Origin of the sequence: Marivita sp. GX14005 (genome assembly GCF_023370775.1) — a bacterium.
Lineage (GTDB): Bacteria > Pseudomonadota > Alphaproteobacteria > Rhodobacterales > Rhodobacteraceae > Marivita.
Map to the genome: position 1 here is coordinate 1,165,525 of NZ_JAMCCQ010000001.1, position 17,084 is coordinate 1,182,608.

Here is a 17,084-nt window from a genome sequence, read left to right on the forward strand (position 1 = left end):
GGCCCTAATCGCGCAGCAATTCGTTGATGCCGGTCTTGGAGCGCGTGCGCTCGTCCACCCGCTTCACGATCACGGCGCAGTAAAGGTTGATGTTGTTCTTGGTCGGCATCGAGCCGGCAACCACGACGGAATAGGGCGGCACCTCGCCATACATGACCTCGCCGGTTTCGCGGTCCACAATCTTCGTGGACTGGCCGATGAACACGCCCATGCCGAGAACGGATCCTTCGCGCACGATGCACCCCTCGACCACTTCGGAGCGCGCGCCGATGAAGCAATTGTCTTCGATGATGGTCGGGCCGGCCTGCATGGGCTCCAGCACGCCGCCGATTCCGACGCCACCCGACAGATGCACGTTCTTTCCGATCTGCGCGCAGGACCCCACGGTCGCCCATGTATCGACCATCGTGCCCTCATCGACATAAGCGCCGAGATTTACGAAGGACGGCATCAGCACGACGCCCGGCGCGATATAGGCGCTCTTGCGGACGACGCAGTTCGGCACGGCGCGGAAACCGGCGGCCTTCCATTGGTTGTCGCCCCAGCCGGCGAACTTGCTGTCCACCTTGTCCCACCAGCCACCACCTTGCGGTCCGCCGTCCTGCTGCTCCATGTCCTTGATGCGAAAGCCCAGAAGCACCGCCTTCTTGGCCCACTGGTTCACATGCCAATCACCATTGTCCTGCCGCTCGGCCACCCGCAGCTTGCCGCTGTCGAGCGCATCGAGCGTATCCTCGATGGCCTCGCGCGTTTCGCCCGTGGTTGCCGGGGTGATGCTGTCTCGGGACTCCCAGGCGGCTTCGATGGCGGTTTCAAGCTGTGCGTTCGACATGCGGAGTTCCCAAGCGTAAGTGACGTTCGCTTCCCTATAAGAGGGGGCGGGGCAAATCGCAACGGATCAGCGCCGCGTCGATCCGGCCTTGACCGGCGCCATCACTGGTCATGTTGGCCGCGTCGGTTTACGTGTGAAAGATCACATACGAGGAAAAGACCCGAATGAACGATCAGCGCAACAGCCCTTTCCGCGACGCAGGGCGCGACCGCAGCACCGCAAGCGACGTTCCCGATACGCCGCAGACGCGGTCGCCCTCCTATCGACTGGCCTTTGCAGACGACGATTTCCTGTGCCGCGAAGAGCTGCGCCCCGTGCGGCTTCAACTTGAACTGCTCAAACCGGAAATGGTGATGGATGCGCACCAGATCGAAAGCACGGTCGTGCTGTTCGGCGGCGCACGTATCCCGCGGCCCTCCGAGGCTGATCAGGCCCGCACCAGAACGCTCGCCGAGTTGTCGCATTTCTACAACGAGGCACGCGAGTTTTCCCGCCTGATGACGCGCAAGTCCATGGACCGGGGCGGCAAGGAGTTCGTCATCGTCACCGGCGGTGGGCCGGGCGTGATGGAGGCCGGCAATCGCGGCGCGATGGACGTGGGCGGGCAGTCGATCGGGCTGGGGATCGTGCTGCCGCATGAGCAGGCTCCGAACGAATACGTGACGCCGGATCTCAGTTTCAACTTCCACTATTTCGCCATTCGAAAGATGCATTTCCTGCTGCGCGCACGGGCGATCTGCATCTTTCCGGGCGGTTTCGGAACGCTCGACGAAATGTTCGAGACGCTGACCCTGATCCAGACCGGACGGATGGAGCGGGTCCCGTTCCTTCTGTTCGGGCGGGATTTCTGGGAGAGGATCATCAACTGGCAGGCGCTGGCCGAAGCTGGCACGATCAGTGAGGAGGATCTCGATCTCTTCCGTTTCGTCGAAAGCGCGGCCGAAGCGGTGGAACTGATCGAGAACTGGCAACCCGCTCCGCCGCGCGAGGAGATCCCGGGCCGCCCCCAGCGCGATGATGCGAAAACCGGTTGAGGGCAAGCCCCCTTTCGTCCTGCGCGGCCTTCCTGTATGAGCCACGCTCGACCCCGCCCGCGACGCGCGTTCGCGGGGCAGATGAAAGGAGAGCCACATGGGCTACAGAGTCGTTGTTGTTGGCGCCACCGGAAATGTGGGCCGCGAAATGCTGAGTATCCTGGCCGAGCGCCAGTTCCCCGTCGATGAGATCGCCGCGCTTGCATCGCGCCGGTCCCTCGGAACGGAGGTCAGCTTCGGCGACACGACGTTGAAGACGCAGGATCTCGATACGTTCGATTTTTCGGGCTGGGATATCGCGCTTTTCGCCATCGGCTCGGACGCGACCAAGAAATACGCGCCCGTGGCGGCCAAGGCGGGATGCGTGGTAATCGACAATTCCTCGCTGTACCGCTACGACCCGGACGTGCCGCTGATCGTGCCCGAGTGCAACGCGGACGCGATCCACGGCTATTCGAAAAAGAACATCATCGCCAATCCGAACTGCTCAACCGCGCAGATGGTCGTGGCGCTCAAGCCGCTGCATGACCGTGCGAATATCAAGCGCGTCGTCGTCAGCACGTATCAGTCGGTCTCCGGCTCCGGCAAGGAAGCGATCGATGAACTGTGGGACCAGACCAAGGCAGTTTATAACCCGACCGACGACTATCAGCGCAAGGTCTATCCCAAGGACATCGCCTTCAACGTGATCCCGCATATCGACGTGTTCCTCGAGGACGGGCAGACCAAGGAAGAGTGGAAGATGGTCGCCGAGACGAAAAAGATCGTCGATCCGGCGATCAAGGTCACGGCCACATGCGTGCGCGTTCCGGTCTTTGTCGGCCATTCCGAGGCGATCAATATCGAGTTCGAAGACTTCCTCGACGAGGATGAAGCGCGCGATATCCTGCGCGAGGCTCCCGGCATCATGGTGATCGACAAGCGCGAGGATGGCGGCTACGTCACGCCCAAGGAATGCGTCGGCGATTTCGCGACATTCATCAGCCGAATCCGGCAGGATCCGACCATCGATAACGGCATCAACCTCTGGTGCGTGTCCGACAACCTGCGCAAGGGCGCGGCGCTGAACGCGGTTCAGATTGCCGAAACGCTAGGCCGCGAGGTTCTCAAGAAGGGCTGACACTCCTATCGCGCCCGGCCTGCTTCCGGGCGCGATACGCGTTCATGCCTCCGGATCGTCCAGATCGGTTTGAATCCATTCGCGGCTCAGGTGAATATCGATGCTGCGCAGGGTTCCGCTGCCCGAGTTGTGAAACTTGTGCGGCACATGCGCCGGCCCCATCACCACATCGCCGACCGTCGCGTCTATTTTTTCGTCCCCGACGGTGAATGACGCGCATCCTTCGGTGATGATGAAGATCTCGTCATAGGGATGCAGGTGCCATGACGGTCCTTCGCCCGGCTCGGCGGATACGAAAAGGATCGTCGCATCGCACCCGAGCACCGTGCCATCGACCGACCCGTCCCAGAGGCTGTCACCAAAGATCCGCGCCGCGTCGAGTTTCCGAGCCTGTTTTGGCCCAAGTTTCCGAGCCATTACCGTCATGCGATGCCTCCTCACTGTGACGATGGGGAAACAGTCGCGCGGCAAACCCGGTTCCCCGAAAGTGGGCGAGCAGTCCGTGCCCAATTTCTGCCTCAATCGGCGCGCAGCGTTTTTCGATGGTCGAAGCTGAACCACAGGTGATGTCATGACTGCACATTCCGGGACGTTCCACGCCGATGGATCGGCTGCCTTGCCGGCTCCGCTCGATTCGGAAACCGCGATGCTGCTGCGCACCTTTCTGTTGCGCCATTTCGAATCTGCGACAAGCTGGGGCGATCTTTGCCGGCGGCTAAAATCCAAGGGCTACGAGATCGCGTTCCGATCCGGCCATCTTGTCCTGATCGACGAAAACGGCACCGCGATCTGTACCGGAACAACGCTCGGCACACCGCTCGCGCGCCTTGCCGATCGTCTCGGCCGCCCGAAACTGCGCAGCGACCATTCCGGCTCGACCGCGACGCTGTCGCGTTGAATTATCGTCCTACACCGGCTTGAAGGTTCTCGACGCCGGTTCGTAATGCTCAAGACTGCCTTCGCCGATATCGGTCCACAGACCGTGAAGCGTCAGCGTTTCGTCTTTCACCGCATTGGCGATAAAGGGGAAACTCATCAGGTTCTCAAGCGAGACAATCACCGATTCCTTCTCCAGCGCGCGAACCTGATCGCTCTCGGGCCGCACATCCGCAACGCGGTCGTAGCCAGGGCGGAGAATGTCCATCCAGCGTCCGACGAAGCTTGAGGTTTCCTCCAGTTCCGGCGCCTTGCCGGAGCACATATCGAGGCATCCCTGAACGCCGCCGCAATTCGAATGGCCGAGGACGAGCAGATGCGCCACCTTGAGCGCGGTGACCGCGTATTCGATGGCGGCGGAGGTGCCGTGGCGGTCGCCGTTCGGTTCATAGGGCGGCACCAGGTTCGCGATATTGCGATGGATGAAGAATTCGCCCTGGTCCGCACCGAAGATCGACGTCACATGCACCCGGCTGTCGCAGCAGGATATGACCATCGCGCGCGGCCGCTGGCCTTCGTTCGCGAGCCTTTTGTACCACGCGCTGTTGTCGTGATACGTGGTCGCCTTCCAGCCGTGATATCTTTGAACCAGATAAGCAGGCAACGGCTTTGCTGAATCCATGGATCGCGGTCTCCGATTGTTCTTTCGACCTGCGATAGTGCGGATTTGATCGAATTTCGAGCGAAAAACAAAGCGGCGGGTTACCGGATGGTAAGGCTTGGCTGCGATGCCTCATCCAAGGTCGGGGTGAGAAAGGAGTCACATCATGGTGCAGCAGGTTTCCATATTGCATCCGCGCGATACCGCGTATTTCGACGAGGATGTCCTTGACATGCTCAGTCGTGATCTGGGGCCGAGCGTGGCGGAAAACATCGTCTGCCGCGCGCTGGAGGATATGGCCGTCCGGCTATCGCAGATCCGCGCGCAATATGCCGAGGGCGAGGAAATCGCGCTTCGTAAATCGGTGCGGGGCCTCATCCCGGTTGCCGAGCAGATCGGGTTGCAAGGGGTGGCCGCGATCGCCCGTGACGTTCTGGTTTGCGTGGATCGCGGCGAAGGGGTAGCGCTCGCGGCGACCTTGTGCCGCCTTCTGCGCAGCGGTGAACTGGCGATCTCCTGCGCGGAACTGGGCGTGGATCTTTCCATTTGATTGGGCTTGCAGCGCGGCGGCATCAGCGTAGGTTCGCGCCAAGCGATGAATGAGGATGCCATGACAGTAGATTTCGCCCCAGGCGGCGCCGATGCCGTTCCGCTTCACCTTGTAGATGCGGACCAGTTGGACGATTGGCTCAAGGAGCAGGGCGACCGTGTCCGGAATTGGGTGGCAGCGAGCGGGTTCAAGGGTGATATTGGGACTGCGCTTGTGAGTTACGATGCCGCAGGGCGCCCGGAATTCGCGCTGGCCGGGTATGGAACGGCGCGGCAGCGGAAGCGGGGCAGGTTCGCCCTTGCGGCTGCGCTTCCCCGGCTTGCGCCCTGCACATACCGGATGGAAACCGCCCTCGGGGATCGCACCGAAGAGGAAGCGCTCGGCTGGCTCCTGTCGGCTTACAAGTTCGACCGCTACCGCAAGAGCGATGCGGCTATGCCGAAGCTGATCGCGCCTGAAGGCATAGATGCGGACCGCGTGAGATACATGGCCGAAGCGGAGTTCACCGCCCGCGATCTCATCAATACGCCCGCGTCTGACATGGGGCCGGACGAGTTGGAGATCGCCGCCCGCAATATGGCCGAGACCTATGGCGCAGCGCTTACCGTGATCACCGGCGATGCGCTGATCGAGCAGAACTTTCCAATGATCCATGCGGTCGGCCGCGCATCGAACCGCGCGCCACGCCTGATCGACATGCGCTGGGGCCAAAAGGGGCCGCGCCTGACTCTTGTGGGCAAAGGAGTCTGTTTCGATACCGGAGGGCTCAACCTCAAGCCCGGTTCGTCCATGGGCCTTATGAAAAAGGACATGGGCGGCGCGGCGAATGTGCTGGCGCTGGCGCAGATGATCATGGCCTGCGGTCTGGAAGTGCAGTTGCGGGTCTTGATCCCGGCGGTCGAAAACGCTGTCAGCGGCAACAGTTTCCGTCCGCAGGATATTCTGACCTCGCGCAAGGGGTTGACTGTCGAGATCAACAACACCGATGCCGAAGGCCGGCTGGTGCTCGCCGATGCGCTGGCCCTTGCATCGGAGGAAGCGCCGGATTTGATCGTGTCGATGGCCACCTTGACGGGCGCTGCGCGCGTCGCCGTTGGCCCCGATATCGCGCCCTACTACACCGATGACGATAGCCTCGCCACGTTGCTCGACAAAGCGGCGCGCGGCATGGCCGATCCGGTCTGGCGACTTCCGTTCCACGATCCCTACGAGACCATGATCGAGCCGGGTATCGCCGATCTGGACAACGCGCCGAAAGGCGGTTTCGCCGGATCGATCACCGCAGCCTTGTTCCTGCGCCGGTTCGTGGAGGACAAGGACCGCTACGTCCATTTCGATATCTACGGCTGGACCCCGACCGCCGCGCCGGCGCAGCCCAAGGGCGGCGCGCTACAAGGGGCGCGGGCGATTTTCGACGCATTGCCTGAAGTGTTGTCGCTATGACCGACAAACGGGATCTCTGGTCGAATGGGGCTGTCGCTCATTCAAGCCTGAAGGGCCACGTCGACGCCGAAAATTATACCGAAGGCGAGGAGTTTCGCGTCACCGAAGCACCCGTGGCCGCGCTTCGCAATGCGGCCGGCAATCGGGAGCGGGAGCTTTTGTGGGGGCAAGTGTTCTGCGTTCTGGACCGCGCAGACGGCAAAGCGTTCGGTTTCGCAAGGCGCGATGGCTATGCCGGCTATATCAACGCAGATCTGCTGACCCCGGTTCGCGCCGCGCCGTCACATAGGGTCCGCAACCGGCACACAGTCGCGTTGCCGCGCCCTGATTTCAAAGCGACCGAAGGGCAGGGTCTCGCGCTTTCCCTCGGTGCGGAGCTTTCTGTGATCGAACTGGAGGGGCGCTGGGCCACCATCGACGGCGGCGGACGCGATCTTTACGTGCCCGCATCGCATATCGCGCCTCTGGACCCGCCCGAGAGGGACCCTGTCGCAGTGGCGGAACGGCTCTTTGGAACGCCCTATCTCTGGGGTGGCAATTCGGCTTTCGGCATCGATTGTTCGGGCCTCGTGCAGATCGCCTGTCATGCTTGCGGCATCGCCTGTCCGGGCGATAGCGATCAGCAGGAAAAATCGCTCGGCGAAACGCTGCCTGCCGGAACGCCGCTGGAACGCGGTGATATCCTGTTCTGGGAAGGTCATGTGGGGTGGATCGCCGGGCCGGACAGCCTGTTGCACGCGAATGCGCATCACATGGCGGTGGCGTTCGAGCCGCTGAAACCCGCGCTCGCAAGAATCGAAGCGCAGGGGGACGGTAAGGTCACGCGGCACGCGCGGCTGCACTAGAACCGCCGCGACCTACCGCGCGCGCCAACGGTCGAGAATGTAGCGGCTGACCATCAGATCGAGATGCGCGCCGCCGCCATTCTTGAACAGCGTGATCTCTTCTTCCGAACGGCGAACGAACCGATCCAGATCGTAATAATCGGCCACGATATCGCTGCGCTGCAACACCCCCCGCGCGAGCGGGTCTTTCAACTCGCCGATATGCCCCGCGGTCGTGTCGATATTGTCCACGAAAATCCGCGCGCGGCGCAGGGCGGCATCGTCGGCTTCGCGCATGTCGGGCCGATAGGCGCCAATCAGATCGACATGGGTGCCAGGACTCAGCCACTCTCCGCGCAGAACCGGCTCCGTCGACATGGTGGCGCAAGCGACGATATCGGCTGCGGCGACGGCCTTCGGAAGATCCTCGGCCACCTCGATTCCGTCATATTGCCCTGCAAGGGCGCGCGCCTTTTCAGCCGTACGGTTCCACAGCACGAACCGTGCAGTCGGGAAGGCCGCGCCATAAGCCTCGATCAGCGAATGCGCGACTGTCCCTGCGCCGACGATCAGGATCACAGCGCTATCGGCCCGTGCCAACAGCTGCGCCGCCAGCAGGCTGTCACCGGCGGTTTTCCATTTCGTGACGAGGTGAAAATCGACGACGGCCTCAAGCGTGCCATCGGCATCGGAATACAGCGAAACGCCGCCATTGACGGTCGGCGCGCCCCGCTCCGCATTGCCCGGAAAGATCGTCGCCGACTTGACAGCAAGACCGAGCCCGTCGATCCATGCCGCCCGGTTCAGCAACGTGTCGCTGCGGCGATAAAGAAACCCGTCCGAAATTTCGGCTTTGGGAAGATTGTGCCCGCGGGCGATGGCCTCGGTCAGTTCGAGCCAATCCAGCTGCGCCTCGCCTTCGGAAAAGGGGATGATCTCGATACTCATGGCTGTCCTTTCAGGTGTCTCTCGGCGCCTCGCGCGCCGCGCTGCGCAACTCCCGTTCCAGTGCATCGAGGAAACGGGATCGATCTGCCTTTGAAAACGCGCGCCCACCGCCCTGACGGAAAGGGTCGGCGGCGCGCAGATCGGTCATCAAATCGCGCGTTGCGAGCGCCTGCCCGACATTGCGCGCGCTCAGCGCTTCACCGTTCGGCTTGAGCACGCGGGCCCCGGACTCGACGCAGCGGGCCGCCAGCGGAATGTCGGCGGTGATCACCACGTCACCCGGCCCGGCGCGTTCAGCGATCCACATATCGGCCACGTCCGGCCCATCGGGAACGACGACGATCTGGACCAACGGATTTTGCGACGGGCGCAAGCCGCCATTGGACACCAGATAAACCGGTGCCCGGTGCCGGGTTGCGACGCGCTCGACCTCTGCCTTCACCGGACAGGCATCGGCATCGACGAAAATTCGGCTCACAGGCCAAGCGCGTCGGCGTGAAACGCGATGTGGTCGGGCATGAAGGTCGAAACGAAGAAATAGGAGTGGTCGTATCCCTTTTGCATTCGGAACACCCCATCCTGCCGCCGCGCGGTCATTGCCTGTGCCAAGGCTTCGGGTTTCAGCAGATCGAGGAATTGATCGTCTCCGCCCTGATCGATCAGCACCGGCCCGTCGAATCCTGCCGCCTCCATCTGCCGCGTCGCATCGTGCCGCGCCCAATCGTCCCGATCCTCGCCCAGATAGGCGGAAAGCTGTTTTTGGCCCCATTCGCTTTGGCTCGGGTTGGCGATGGGGGCAAAGGCCGACACGCTTGAGAACCGGCCGGGATCGGCCATCACCAGCGTCAAGGCTCCGTGGCCGCCCATGGAATGCCCGGTGATGGCCTGCAACTCGGGCTCGATGGGGAAATTGCGCTCAACAAGCTTCGGCAGCTCCTCGGCAATGTAGTCCCACATCCGGTAATGCGGCGCCCAGGGGTCTTGTGTGGCATTGACGTAGAACCCCGCGCCCTTGCCCAGATCATAGGCGTCATCATCGGCCACATCGTCGCCGCGCGGCGATGTATCGGGAAAGACCAGCGCCAACCCCGCTTCGGCGGCGAACCCCTGCGCGCCGGCCTTGGTCATGGCGTTCTCATGGGTGCATGTCAGGCCCGACAGATACCAAAGAACCGGAACGGGATGCAGCGTGGCTTGCGGCGGAAGGTAAAGGCCGAAGGTCATGTCGCAGCCGCACGCCTCGGAGCCGTGCGTATAGACGCCCTGAACGCCTCCAAAAGCCTTGTTTTCCGATACGGTTTTCATCATGCGCCCTTTCTATTGCGAAACGAGTGAGATTACGAACGACACCGTCACGATGCTCAACGTCGTGGAAATCAGGATCGCGGCGGACACGCGCTGCGGCGCGACGCGGTAATGTTGCGCCAGCATGAAGACGTTTCCCGCCACCGGCAAGGCCGCCGCTGCAACGACAACTCCAGCCTTATATGGATCGGCCGAAAAAAGCGTATAAACCCCGATGGAAACGGCCAGCGGATGCAGCGCAAGCTTGCAGAAGCTGAGCCATGCGGCGGTGCTCAGACGCTCGGCCGATTTGTCCGACAGCGATGCGCCAATGGCGAAAAGAGCGCCGGGCGTGGCCGCAGCGGCGAGGATCGCCAGGAAGGTATCGGCCGGAACGGGAAGCACGGCACCGCTGGTTGAGACTGCGAAACCGAGAAGGATCGACACGATCATCGGGTTTCTGAGCAACCCGGCACCGACCGGCCGTAGCACTGAGAGAGACAGCCGCCCCTCCTGCGCACCGACGACGAGAATGACGAGCAAGGACGAAAACACCACGAGATCGATGGTCAGGACAAGAATGATCGGCCCGACCGCCTCCGGCCCCATCAAGAGGGCCAGCATGGGAACGCCCAGAAACCCGGTATTCCCGATCGCGGCGACCTGCCCTTCGATGGCTGCGACCGGCAGGGACATGCCGCGCAGACGCGCCGCGACGACGGCAAGACAATAGACCAGCGCCGTTCCAAAGAGATACCCGGCAGCAAGGCGTGGCTCGAAGATCGCATCGAGCGACAGCGTGGCCGAGAATCGAAAGAGCATCGCGGACAGCGCGAAGTAAAAAACGAATTTCGTCAGATAGGCTGTCGCGTCCGGCGGGAAGAAACCCATGCGGCCCGCACCATAGCCAAGCGCGATCAGCGCGAAGAAAGGAAGCGTCTGGAGCAGAACGTCAAGCATGACAGACTGTTAGCAGCCCGGTATGCCGGGTCAATGCAGAGCGCTGGCCGAAGCGGATCTCGCGCGGTGCCCCTTGGAAGAATCGGTGCCGCCATGCTACATCTCGTGGCATGAACACCCACAGCCCCAATATCCGCGCATCTATTCAACAGCTTGAGGAAAGCGCCATCAACCGGATCGCCGCCGGCGAGGTTGTGGAGCGCCCGGCCTCCGCCGTCAAGGAACTGGTGGAGAACGCGATAGATGCCGGCGCGACGCGGATCGAGGTGGCTGTCGCCGACGGCGGCAAGACATCCATTCGCGTCTCTGATGACGGTTGCGGTATCCCGCCCGAGGAATTGCCGCTCGCCCTGGCGCGGCACGCCACCTCCAAGATCGACGGTTCGGATTTGCTCGACATCCACAGTTTCGGCTTTCGCGGTGAGGCGCTCGCATCGCTTGGTGCGGTCGCGCGGCTCTGCATCACCAGCCGTGCCGACGGCTGCGAGGGTGCGGAGATCGCCGTTTCCGGCGGGGCCGTCGCACCGATCAAACCGGCAGCGCTGACGCGCGGCACGGTCGTTTCGCTGCGCGATTTGTTTCACGCCACCCCGGCGCGCTTGAAGTTTCTGCGGTCCGACCGAGCGGAGATGCAGGCGATTTCGGACGTCATCAAGCGCCTTGCAATGGCCGAGCCTTCTATCGCGTTCACGCTGCGCGATGTCTCGGGTGGCGGCGAGGGGCGCGTGACCTTTCGGGCCGATGCGGCAAGCGGTGATCTGTTCGAAGCGTTGGGCGAGCGTTTGCGGCAGGTGATGGGGCGCGATTTCGTCGAGAATGCCGTTCAAATCGATGCCGAACGCGAGGGCGTCCGCCTGACGGGGCTGGCCGGTTTGCCGACCTATTCGCGCGGCGCGGCGGTCGCGCAGTTCCTCTTCGTCAACGGGCGCCCGGTGCGGGACAAGCTCCTGATCGGCGCGCTGCGCGGTGCCTATGCCGATTTCCTGTCGCGCGACAGGCACCCGGCGGTCGCGCTCTTCATCGATTGCGATCCGCGCAAGGTCGATGTCAATGTCCATCCGGCCAAATCGGAAGTCCGTTTTCGGGAGCCGGGTTTGGTGCGCGGCCTGGTCGTCTCGGGCCTGCGCCACGCGCTTGCAGACGCCGGCCATCGCGCCTCGACCACCGTCGCCGGAGCCACGCTCGGTGCGATGCGCCCGGAGCCAGCGGGCGAGCCGCGCATCTACCAGATGGACCGCCCCGATTTCGCCGCGAAACAAACGGCCTATGCGGCGCAAGCGCCCGGTTTTTCCGAAATGGCCCAAAGCTTTAGCGGCCGCGTCGTGGAGGAGACAGGCCAGTCCGAAGCGCCGCGCACCGCTCTGCCCCTCGGCGCGGCGCGCGGGCAGGTGCACGAAAATTACATTATCGCACAGACCGAAGACGGGATCGTGATCGTCGATCAACACGCCGCGCATGAACGGCTCGTTTACGAAAAACTGAAAGCGCAGATGGCCGAGACCGGCGTATCCGCGCAGGCTCTTTTGATTCCCGAGGTTGTGGAGTTGAGCCAAGCAGATTGCGATCGGCTTTTAGAGAATGTTCACGATTTGTATCGTATGGGTCTTGTGGTAGAACCATTCGGGAACGGTGCCGTCGTGGTGCGGGAAACCCCTGCCATTCTGGGCCAGATCAATGCGGACGCGTTGCTGCGCGATGTGCTTGATGAGCTTGACGATAACGGGCGTTCGCGAGCGGTTGAAGACAGGATCGAGGCGATATTGAGCCGTGTGGCCTGTCATGGCTCGATCCGATCGGGCCGGGCGATGAGGGCCGAGGAGATGAACGCGCTGCTGCGCGAGATGGAAGCGACGCCCTATTCCGGGCAATGCAATCACGGCCGGCCCACCTATGTGGAACTCAAGCTGGCCGATATCGAAAGGCTGTTCGGACGGACATGATTCAGATTGGTGATACCGCGCTCGATCTTTCGAACCCGCTCGTGCTTGCCGCGCTGGCGCTGATGGCCGCGGTTCTGGGGCTTCTCTTCCTGTCCGTGCTTTCAGCACGCCGCGCTGCGAAACTGGCGGAACCATTGGTCTACCAACTCGCGCAGGTCGGCCAGCGCGTTCAGGCGCTCAGCGACGGGCAGGAGCGGCTTTCCGGCGGACTGACGCATGTCAGCGAGGCGCAGGCGCAGAGCCAGACGGCCATGCTCCAACTGATGGAGCGCCGCTTGGCGCAGGTGCAATCGCAGATGACGGAGAACCTGCAAGGGTCGGCGCGCCGCACCGCGCAATCGCTCGGCGATCTACAGCAACGGCTGCAAAGCATCGACAAGGCGCAGGACAATATCACCAAATTGTCGGGCGACGTGCTATCTCTGCAAGATATCCTCTCTAACAAGCAGACCCGCGGCGCGTTCGGGGAAATCCAGCTCACCGATATCGTCAGCAAGGCATTACCGAAGGACAGCTACGATCTGCAGGCCACGCTCTCGAACGGCAAACGGGCCGATTGCCTGATTCACCTGCCCAACCCGCCGGGGCCGATCGCCATAGACAGCAAATTCCCGCTCGAAGCCTATGAGCAGTTGCGCCGTTCGGAAACGGCCGAGCAGGCGACGCGCGCGGCCCAACAGCTGCGTCTTTCGCTGCGAAAACACATCAAGGATATTTCCGAGCGGTATATCATCGAGGGTGAGACAGCGGACGGCGCACTGCTGTTCCTGCCCTCCGAAGCTGTTTATGCCGAATTGCACGCAAATTTTCGCGAGATCGTGCGAGAGGGTTTTGCGGCGCGCGTTTGGATCGTGTCGCCCACCACATGCATGGCGACGCTCAATACAATGCGCGCTATCCTGAAGGACGCGCGGATGCAGGAGCAGGCCGGGGCCATCCGAAAGGAGCTTGGGTTGCTGTATGCCGATGTCGACCGTCTTGGCACACGGGTCGAGAATCTGGATCGGCATTTCGGGCAGGCGTCCAAGGACATCGCCGAGATAAAGATCAGCGCCGACAAGGCCGGGCGCCGCGCGCGGCGGCTTGATAACTTCGATTTTGAAGAATTGGCGCAGGACGCCGGCCAGCCGGTGATGCGCCTTGCCGAAACGCCGGGGGAATGATCGGGCATATAGGTCAGCAACCGCGCCCTTTTGTTTCGCATGCGAAACATCGGGTCCGTTCCGGCCCTTTTAACCTTTCGTTAATCTGCTTCCCCGTTCGCCACGCAGGAGCCTGACATGAACGACGATATCAGAACGACAGCGGAATATGCCGAAACGGATGCTTTGCCCCGCAAATACGATGCGCATACGTCCGATGACGCGTCGACGCGCGCGGCGGCAAGCGCCGATTGCGTGACCGAGAAGCCGGCCGCGCGCAAGAGCCCGGCAGAATGGGCGCATGAGAGGCTGATCCTTTATATCAAGAATTTCGAGGAGGCGCTGGACAACGAACACGAGGTCGCGATGGGATTTGCCGGCAATGAGACAGGCGTGCTCCGGATCGAAGGGCTAGGCTTCTTCGATCCGGATATCGTCACCTTCTACGGCACCGATTCGAAGGGACGGCGGATGCAGCTTATTCAGCATGTGTCTCAACTCAACGTCGCCCTGCGCGCCTTGCCGAAACCAGAGACAAAGGCGGAGCCGCGCCGGATCGGGTTCGAATTGGCGGCGAAACTTGAACAAGCCGGTTAGGCGCGACAGATCGCACTCTATGCAGGCGTGACAGCGGCTGGCAAATCAGGTAGCGACAGGGCAACTCAGGTTAGGGATTGTTTGAAATGGCTGAACACAAGCACGGTTCCATGGATATCACGGAGCAGGAAAAGACCTTCGAAGGCTTTATCAAGGTCGCAACACGCGTCGCGATCGCCTCGATTGCGGTTCTTATTTTCCTCGCGATCTTCAATTCCTGATCGCCGGCCAGCGTGACCGTGATGACTTCGCTTTGGCGTCTCTGCGCCGGGATGGCGCTGACGATTCTTGTCGGCTGCGGGGCGGGCGCGGATCTGCGCCCCGACGCGCCGCTCGAAGTGATCAGCAGCGCGTCCTACCGCCATGACGGGCCGCCGGCGCTCACGCTTTATACGATGATCAACAACCGTTCGGAGGCGGGGGCGCATACGAGCCTGATGATCAATGCCTCCCAACGGATCATCTTCGATCCGGCGGGATCGGTCAGGCTCAGTTCGGTGCCCGAGCGCGATGACGTGCTTTACGGTGTGACGCCCGAGGTTGCGGATTTCTACGCTCGGGCGCATGCACGAAAGACGTATCGTGTGGCGATCCAGCGTATCGAGGTGCCGGCGGACGTGGCGGAGCGCGCCATGCAGCTCGCCATTGGGAACGGGCCGGTCGGCTCTGCCAGATGCGCGCAGAGCACGGCGGCTCTCTTGCGGCAATTGCCAGGCTTCGAAAGCATCGGCGCGACCTGGTTTCCGAAAAGCCTCATGCGCGATTTCGGGGCTTTGCCGGGCGTTGAAACCCGCGTTCTGGTCGAGAATGATGACGACGACAAAACCGTCGCCATCGCTGCCTATGAGAACAAGGTCGCCGCGCGATAAGCGTTAGATCAGCGCGTTCAGTCCGATCAGCACGGCAGCCCCGATAACCATGGCCGCAAGGACGTTTTTGGTGAAATAGCCCACCGCAAAGGTCGCCACCGCGGCAGCGAGCCGGGGCGCATCCGGTGCACCTTGGGTCGCGGCGGGCCATACCACCAGCGGTGCAATGAGCGCCGGGATGACGGCGACGGCGGTGTAGCGCAGATGCCTGAGCAGCCAGGGTGGCAGATCGCGATTCCCAACGATGCCGAGAAACACGAAGCGCAGCCCGAAACTGCCCGCACCGAGCGCGAGAATGATGAGCCAGAGCTGGGCCGTATCGGTCATGGCTCCAGCCCCAGCGCAACTTCGGCCCGCGCGCCGGCAACCATGCCACCGACGGCGCCGATCATCAGCCCGAGGTTGAACGGAAGCCACGCGAAGCCGAGCGCGAGGATGACCGCAACCAGCGCCGCGATGCGATGCGCCGGAGTGCGCAGCATCGGGCCGATCATCGCGAGAAAGGCGATGGGCAATGCGAAATCGAGGCCGAGACCGGCCGGGATGCCTTCGCCAATCAGAGCTCCGGCCAGCGTCGCGAAATACCAAGGCGGGCAGATCGGGGTGAGAACGCCGAGAAAGTAGCGAAACTTGTCTTCAACCGGTTGCGCCGGACGCGTTTCATAGTCGATCATCGCGGTCGCATAGGTTTGATCGACGAGGAAATAGGCAACAATGGCGCGTTTCCAGAAGGGCAAGGCGCCCAGATGCGGCGTGATGGATGCCGAATACATCGCCATCCGCAGGTTCACCGCCAGTGCAGAGGCGATGATGACGATGGTCGGGGCGTTTTCCGTCAGCAGTTGCAGGGCGGTAAATTGCGCCGCTCCCGCGATCACGACGATGGAGAAGGCAAGTGTCTCATAAATTTCGAGCCCGGCCTCGGTGCCGACGACACCGAACAGCATCCCGAAGGGAATGATCACCGCGAGAAACGGAACACCGTCGCGGAAGCCGCGCCAGTAGCTTGACTTTATGCCGACGCCCGCCATCACTCTCCCCTGTTGGCTTTCGCCGCAACGGGGTATCCTCTGCCGCAAGGAGTTGCAATCTATGTCGAATGAGGCTCAGACGGACTACATCATCGCGCCCGATCCGCAGGCCGCGCGGCTGACACGGTCGGTCTCTGGCGTGGATCACACCGGCAGCGAGGTCGAGGCACGGGTGGTCGAGGAACGCCCGCTGACGATTTTCCTCAATGCGCAGGAGATCGTGACGGCGATGACAATCGGCGATTTTCCCGAATATCTGGCAATCGGGTTCCTGCGCAATCAGGGCATGTTGCAATCTGATGATGTGATCACGCGCGTCGATTACGACGAGGATCTGGAAACCGTCGTCGTTCGAACGGAGCGCCAGACGAGTTATGAGGAGAAGGTCAAGAAGAAGACGCGCACGAGCGGATGCGCCGTCGGCACCGTGTTCGGCGACATGATGGAGGGGTTGGATCGTGTCACTTTGCCGCGAGCGGAGGTGCGAACCTCTTGGCTCTACACACTGGCGAACAAGATCAACACCACGCCGTCGCTCTACCTCGAAGCGGGGGCGATACATGGAACGGTGTTGTGCTGCCGTGACCGACCCCTTGTCTATATGGAGGATGTCGGGCGCCACAACGCGGTGGACAAGATCGCCGGATGGATGTTTCGCGAAGGCGTTTCTGCGGAGGACAAGCTCCTTTACACTACGGGCCGGCTGACATCTGAAATGGTGATCAAGACCGCGCTGATGGGTATCCCGGTTCTCGCATCGCGCTCGGGCTTCACGGCCTGGGGGGTGGAGATCGCGCGGCAGGTCGGTCTGACCTGTATCGGCCGGATGCGTGGCAAGCGGTTCCTGTGCTTGTCGGGCGCGGATCGAGTGCTGCGCGATATGGACCCGGAGGCGGTTCCGGAGGAGAGCAAGAAGCATCGGCGCAAGAGCGCGGTTTAGCGAAAAAAGCGGCGTTCGCGCCGCATGATGGGG

Annotated in this window: 21 protein-coding genes; 12 read left to right on the forward strand and 9 right to left on the reverse strand. The window is 62.3% G+C overall.

Features of this window, described 5'->3' with window-relative positions; translation table 11 throughout:
- Positions 1-4 precede the first annotated feature (4 nt).
- The gene (gene dapD, locus M3465_RS05740) at positions 5-832 is read right to left on the reverse strand and encodes a 2,3,4,5-tetrahydropyridine-2,6-dicarboxylate N-succinyltransferase (protein WP_249500740.1); all 828 of its coding nucleotides are present in this window, start codon (positions 830-832) and stop codon (positions 5-7) included.
- Between the two features lie 164 nt (positions 833-996).
- On the opposite strand from dapD, the gene M3465_RS05745 reads away from it, so the two are divergent.
- Complete coding sequence (locus tag M3465_RS05745) at positions 997-1,866, forward strand: LOG family protein (protein ID WP_249500741.1); 870 nt, start codon at positions 997-999, stop codon at positions 1,864-1,866.
- A gap of 97 nt (positions 1,867-1,963) precedes the next feature.
- Positions 1,964-2,986 carry an aspartate-semialdehyde dehydrogenase gene (locus M3465_RS05750; RefSeq protein ID WP_249500742.1) on the forward strand — a complete coding sequence of 341 codons (1,023 nt, stop codon included), beginning with the start codon at positions 1,964-1,966 and terminating at the stop codon, positions 2,984-2,986.
- A gap of 42 nt (positions 2,987-3,028) precedes the next feature.
- Here the strand turns inward: M3465_RS05750 and M3465_RS05755 are convergent, their stop codons facing one another.
- Positions 3,029-3,412, reverse strand: a complete 384-nt coding sequence (locus M3465_RS05755) for a cupin domain-containing protein (RefSeq protein WP_249500743.1) — start codon at positions 3,410-3,412, stop codon at positions 3,029-3,031.
- A 145-nt stretch (positions 3,413-3,557) separates the two neighbouring features.
- On the opposite strand from M3465_RS05755, the gene M3465_RS05760 reads away from it, so the two are divergent.
- Positions 3,558-3,884, forward strand: a complete 327-nt coding sequence (locus M3465_RS05760; RefSeq protein ID WP_249500744.1) for a hypothetical protein — start codon at positions 3,558-3,560, stop codon at positions 3,882-3,884.
- A gap of 9 nt (positions 3,885-3,893) precedes the next feature.
- Here the strand turns inward: M3465_RS05760 and M3465_RS05765 are convergent, their stop codons facing one another.
- The gene (locus M3465_RS05765; RefSeq protein WP_249500745.1) at positions 3,894-4,544 is read right to left on the reverse strand and encodes a carbonic anhydrase; all 651 of its coding nucleotides are present in this window, start codon (positions 4,542-4,544) and stop codon (positions 3,894-3,896) included.
- A 145-nt stretch (positions 4,545-4,689) separates the two neighbouring features.
- Between M3465_RS05765 and M3465_RS05770 the strand changes: the two genes are divergently transcribed.
- Genes M3465_RS05770 through M3465_RS05780 form a run of 3 tightly spaced genes read left to right on the forward strand, consistent with a single transcriptional unit; the run spans position 4,690 to position 7,361 of the window.
- Positions 4,690-5,073, forward strand: coding sequence for a hypothetical protein (locus tag M3465_RS05770; RefSeq protein ID WP_249500746.1), 384 nt, complete (start codon positions 4,690-4,692; stop codon positions 5,071-5,073).
- Between the two features lie 60 nt (positions 5,074-5,133).
- Positions 5,134-6,516, forward strand: coding sequence for a leucyl aminopeptidase family protein (locus tag M3465_RS05775; RefSeq protein WP_249500747.1), 1,383 nt, complete (start codon positions 5,134-5,136; stop codon positions 6,514-6,516).
- A complete protein-coding gene (locus M3465_RS05780) occupies positions 6,513-7,361 on the forward strand; it encodes a C40 family peptidase (protein ID WP_249500748.1) in 849 nt (282 codons plus the stop codon). The genes M3465_RS05775 and M3465_RS05780 overlap by 4 nt, the downstream gene beginning before the upstream one ends.
- Before the next feature lie 12 nt (positions 7,362-7,373).
- Here the strand turns inward: M3465_RS05780 and M3465_RS05785 are convergent, their stop codons facing one another.
- From M3465_RS05785 to M3465_RS05800, 4 genes are read right to left on the reverse strand one after another with little or no spacing between them, the layout of a single operon-like run.
- Positions 7,374-8,288, reverse strand: a complete 915-nt coding sequence (locus M3465_RS05785; protein WP_249500749.1) for an ornithine cyclodeaminase family protein — start codon at positions 8,286-8,288, stop codon at positions 7,374-7,376.
- A 10-nt stretch (positions 8,289-8,298) separates the two neighbouring features.
- The gene (locus M3465_RS05790) at positions 8,299-8,766 is read right to left on the reverse strand and encodes a YaiI/YqxD family protein (RefSeq protein ID WP_249500750.1); all 468 of its coding nucleotides are present in this window, start codon (positions 8,764-8,766) and stop codon (positions 8,299-8,301) included.
- A complete protein-coding gene (gene fghA / locus M3465_RS05795) occupies positions 8,763-9,593 on the reverse strand; it encodes an S-formylglutathione hydrolase (protein ID WP_249500870.1) in 831 nt (276 codons plus the stop codon). The genes M3465_RS05790 and fghA overlap by 4 nt, the downstream gene beginning before the upstream one ends.
- A gap of 12 nt (positions 9,594-9,605) precedes the next feature.
- Complete coding sequence (locus M3465_RS05800) at positions 9,606-10,532, reverse strand: AEC family transporter (RefSeq protein ID WP_249500751.1); 927 nt, start codon at positions 10,530-10,532, stop codon at positions 9,606-9,608.
- A gap of 110 nt (positions 10,533-10,642) precedes the next feature.
- On the opposite strand from M3465_RS05800, the gene mutL reads away from it, so the two are divergent.
- The 5 genes from mutL (at position 10,643) to M3465_RS05825 (ending at position 15,080) form a co-directional block, all read left to right on the forward strand.
- Positions 10,643-12,472 carry a DNA mismatch repair endonuclease MutL gene (gene mutL, locus M3465_RS05805; RefSeq protein WP_249500752.1) on the forward strand — a complete coding sequence of 610 codons (1,830 nt, stop codon included), beginning with the start codon at positions 10,643-10,645 and terminating at the stop codon, positions 12,470-12,472.
- Positions 12,469-13,635, forward strand: coding sequence for a DNA recombination protein RmuC (locus M3465_RS05810; RefSeq protein WP_249500753.1), 1,167 nt, complete (start codon positions 12,469-12,471; stop codon positions 13,633-13,635). Before mutL ends, M3465_RS05810 begins: the two co-directional genes overlap by 4 nt.
- 117 nt (positions 13,636-13,752) lie before the next feature.
- Entirely contained in the window at positions 13,753-14,211 is a 459-nt protein-coding gene (locus M3465_RS05815) for a DUF6173 family protein (RefSeq protein ID WP_249500754.1), read from the forward strand.
- Positions 14,212-14,297: 86 nt separating this feature from the next.
- Positions 14,298-14,432 (forward strand): aa3-type cytochrome c oxidase subunit IV, encoded by a 135-nt coding sequence (locus M3465_RS05820; protein ID WP_249500755.1) that lies wholly within the window; start codon positions 14,298-14,300, stop codon positions 14,430-14,432.
- 21 nt (positions 14,433-14,453) lie between these two features.
- Complete coding sequence (locus tag M3465_RS05825) at positions 14,454-15,080, forward strand: hypothetical protein (RefSeq protein ID WP_249500756.1); 627 nt, start codon at positions 14,454-14,456, stop codon at positions 15,078-15,080.
- A gap of 3 nt (positions 15,081-15,083) precedes the next feature.
- Here the strand turns inward: M3465_RS05825 and M3465_RS05830 are convergent, their stop codons facing one another.
- Together M3465_RS05830 and M3465_RS05835 are read right to left on the reverse strand one after the other, a co-directional pair.
- A complete protein-coding gene (locus tag M3465_RS05830) occupies positions 15,084-15,407 on the reverse strand; it encodes an AzlD domain-containing protein (RefSeq protein ID WP_249500757.1) in 324 nt (107 codons plus the stop codon).
- Positions 15,404-16,111, reverse strand: a complete 708-nt coding sequence (locus M3465_RS05835) for an AzlC family ABC transporter permease (protein ID WP_249500758.1) — start codon at positions 16,109-16,111, stop codon at positions 15,404-15,406. The genes M3465_RS05830 and M3465_RS05835 overlap by 4 nt, the downstream gene beginning before the upstream one ends.
- 61 nt (positions 16,112-16,172) lie before the next feature.
- On the opposite strand from M3465_RS05835, the gene fdhD reads away from it, so the two are divergent.
- On the forward strand, positions 16,173-17,051 hold the full coding sequence (fdhD, locus tag M3465_RS05840) for a formate dehydrogenase accessory sulfurtransferase FdhD (RefSeq protein ID WP_249500759.1): 879 nt from the start codon (positions 16,173-16,175) through the stop codon (positions 17,049-17,051).
- Positions 17,052-17,084 lie beyond the last annotated feature (33 nt).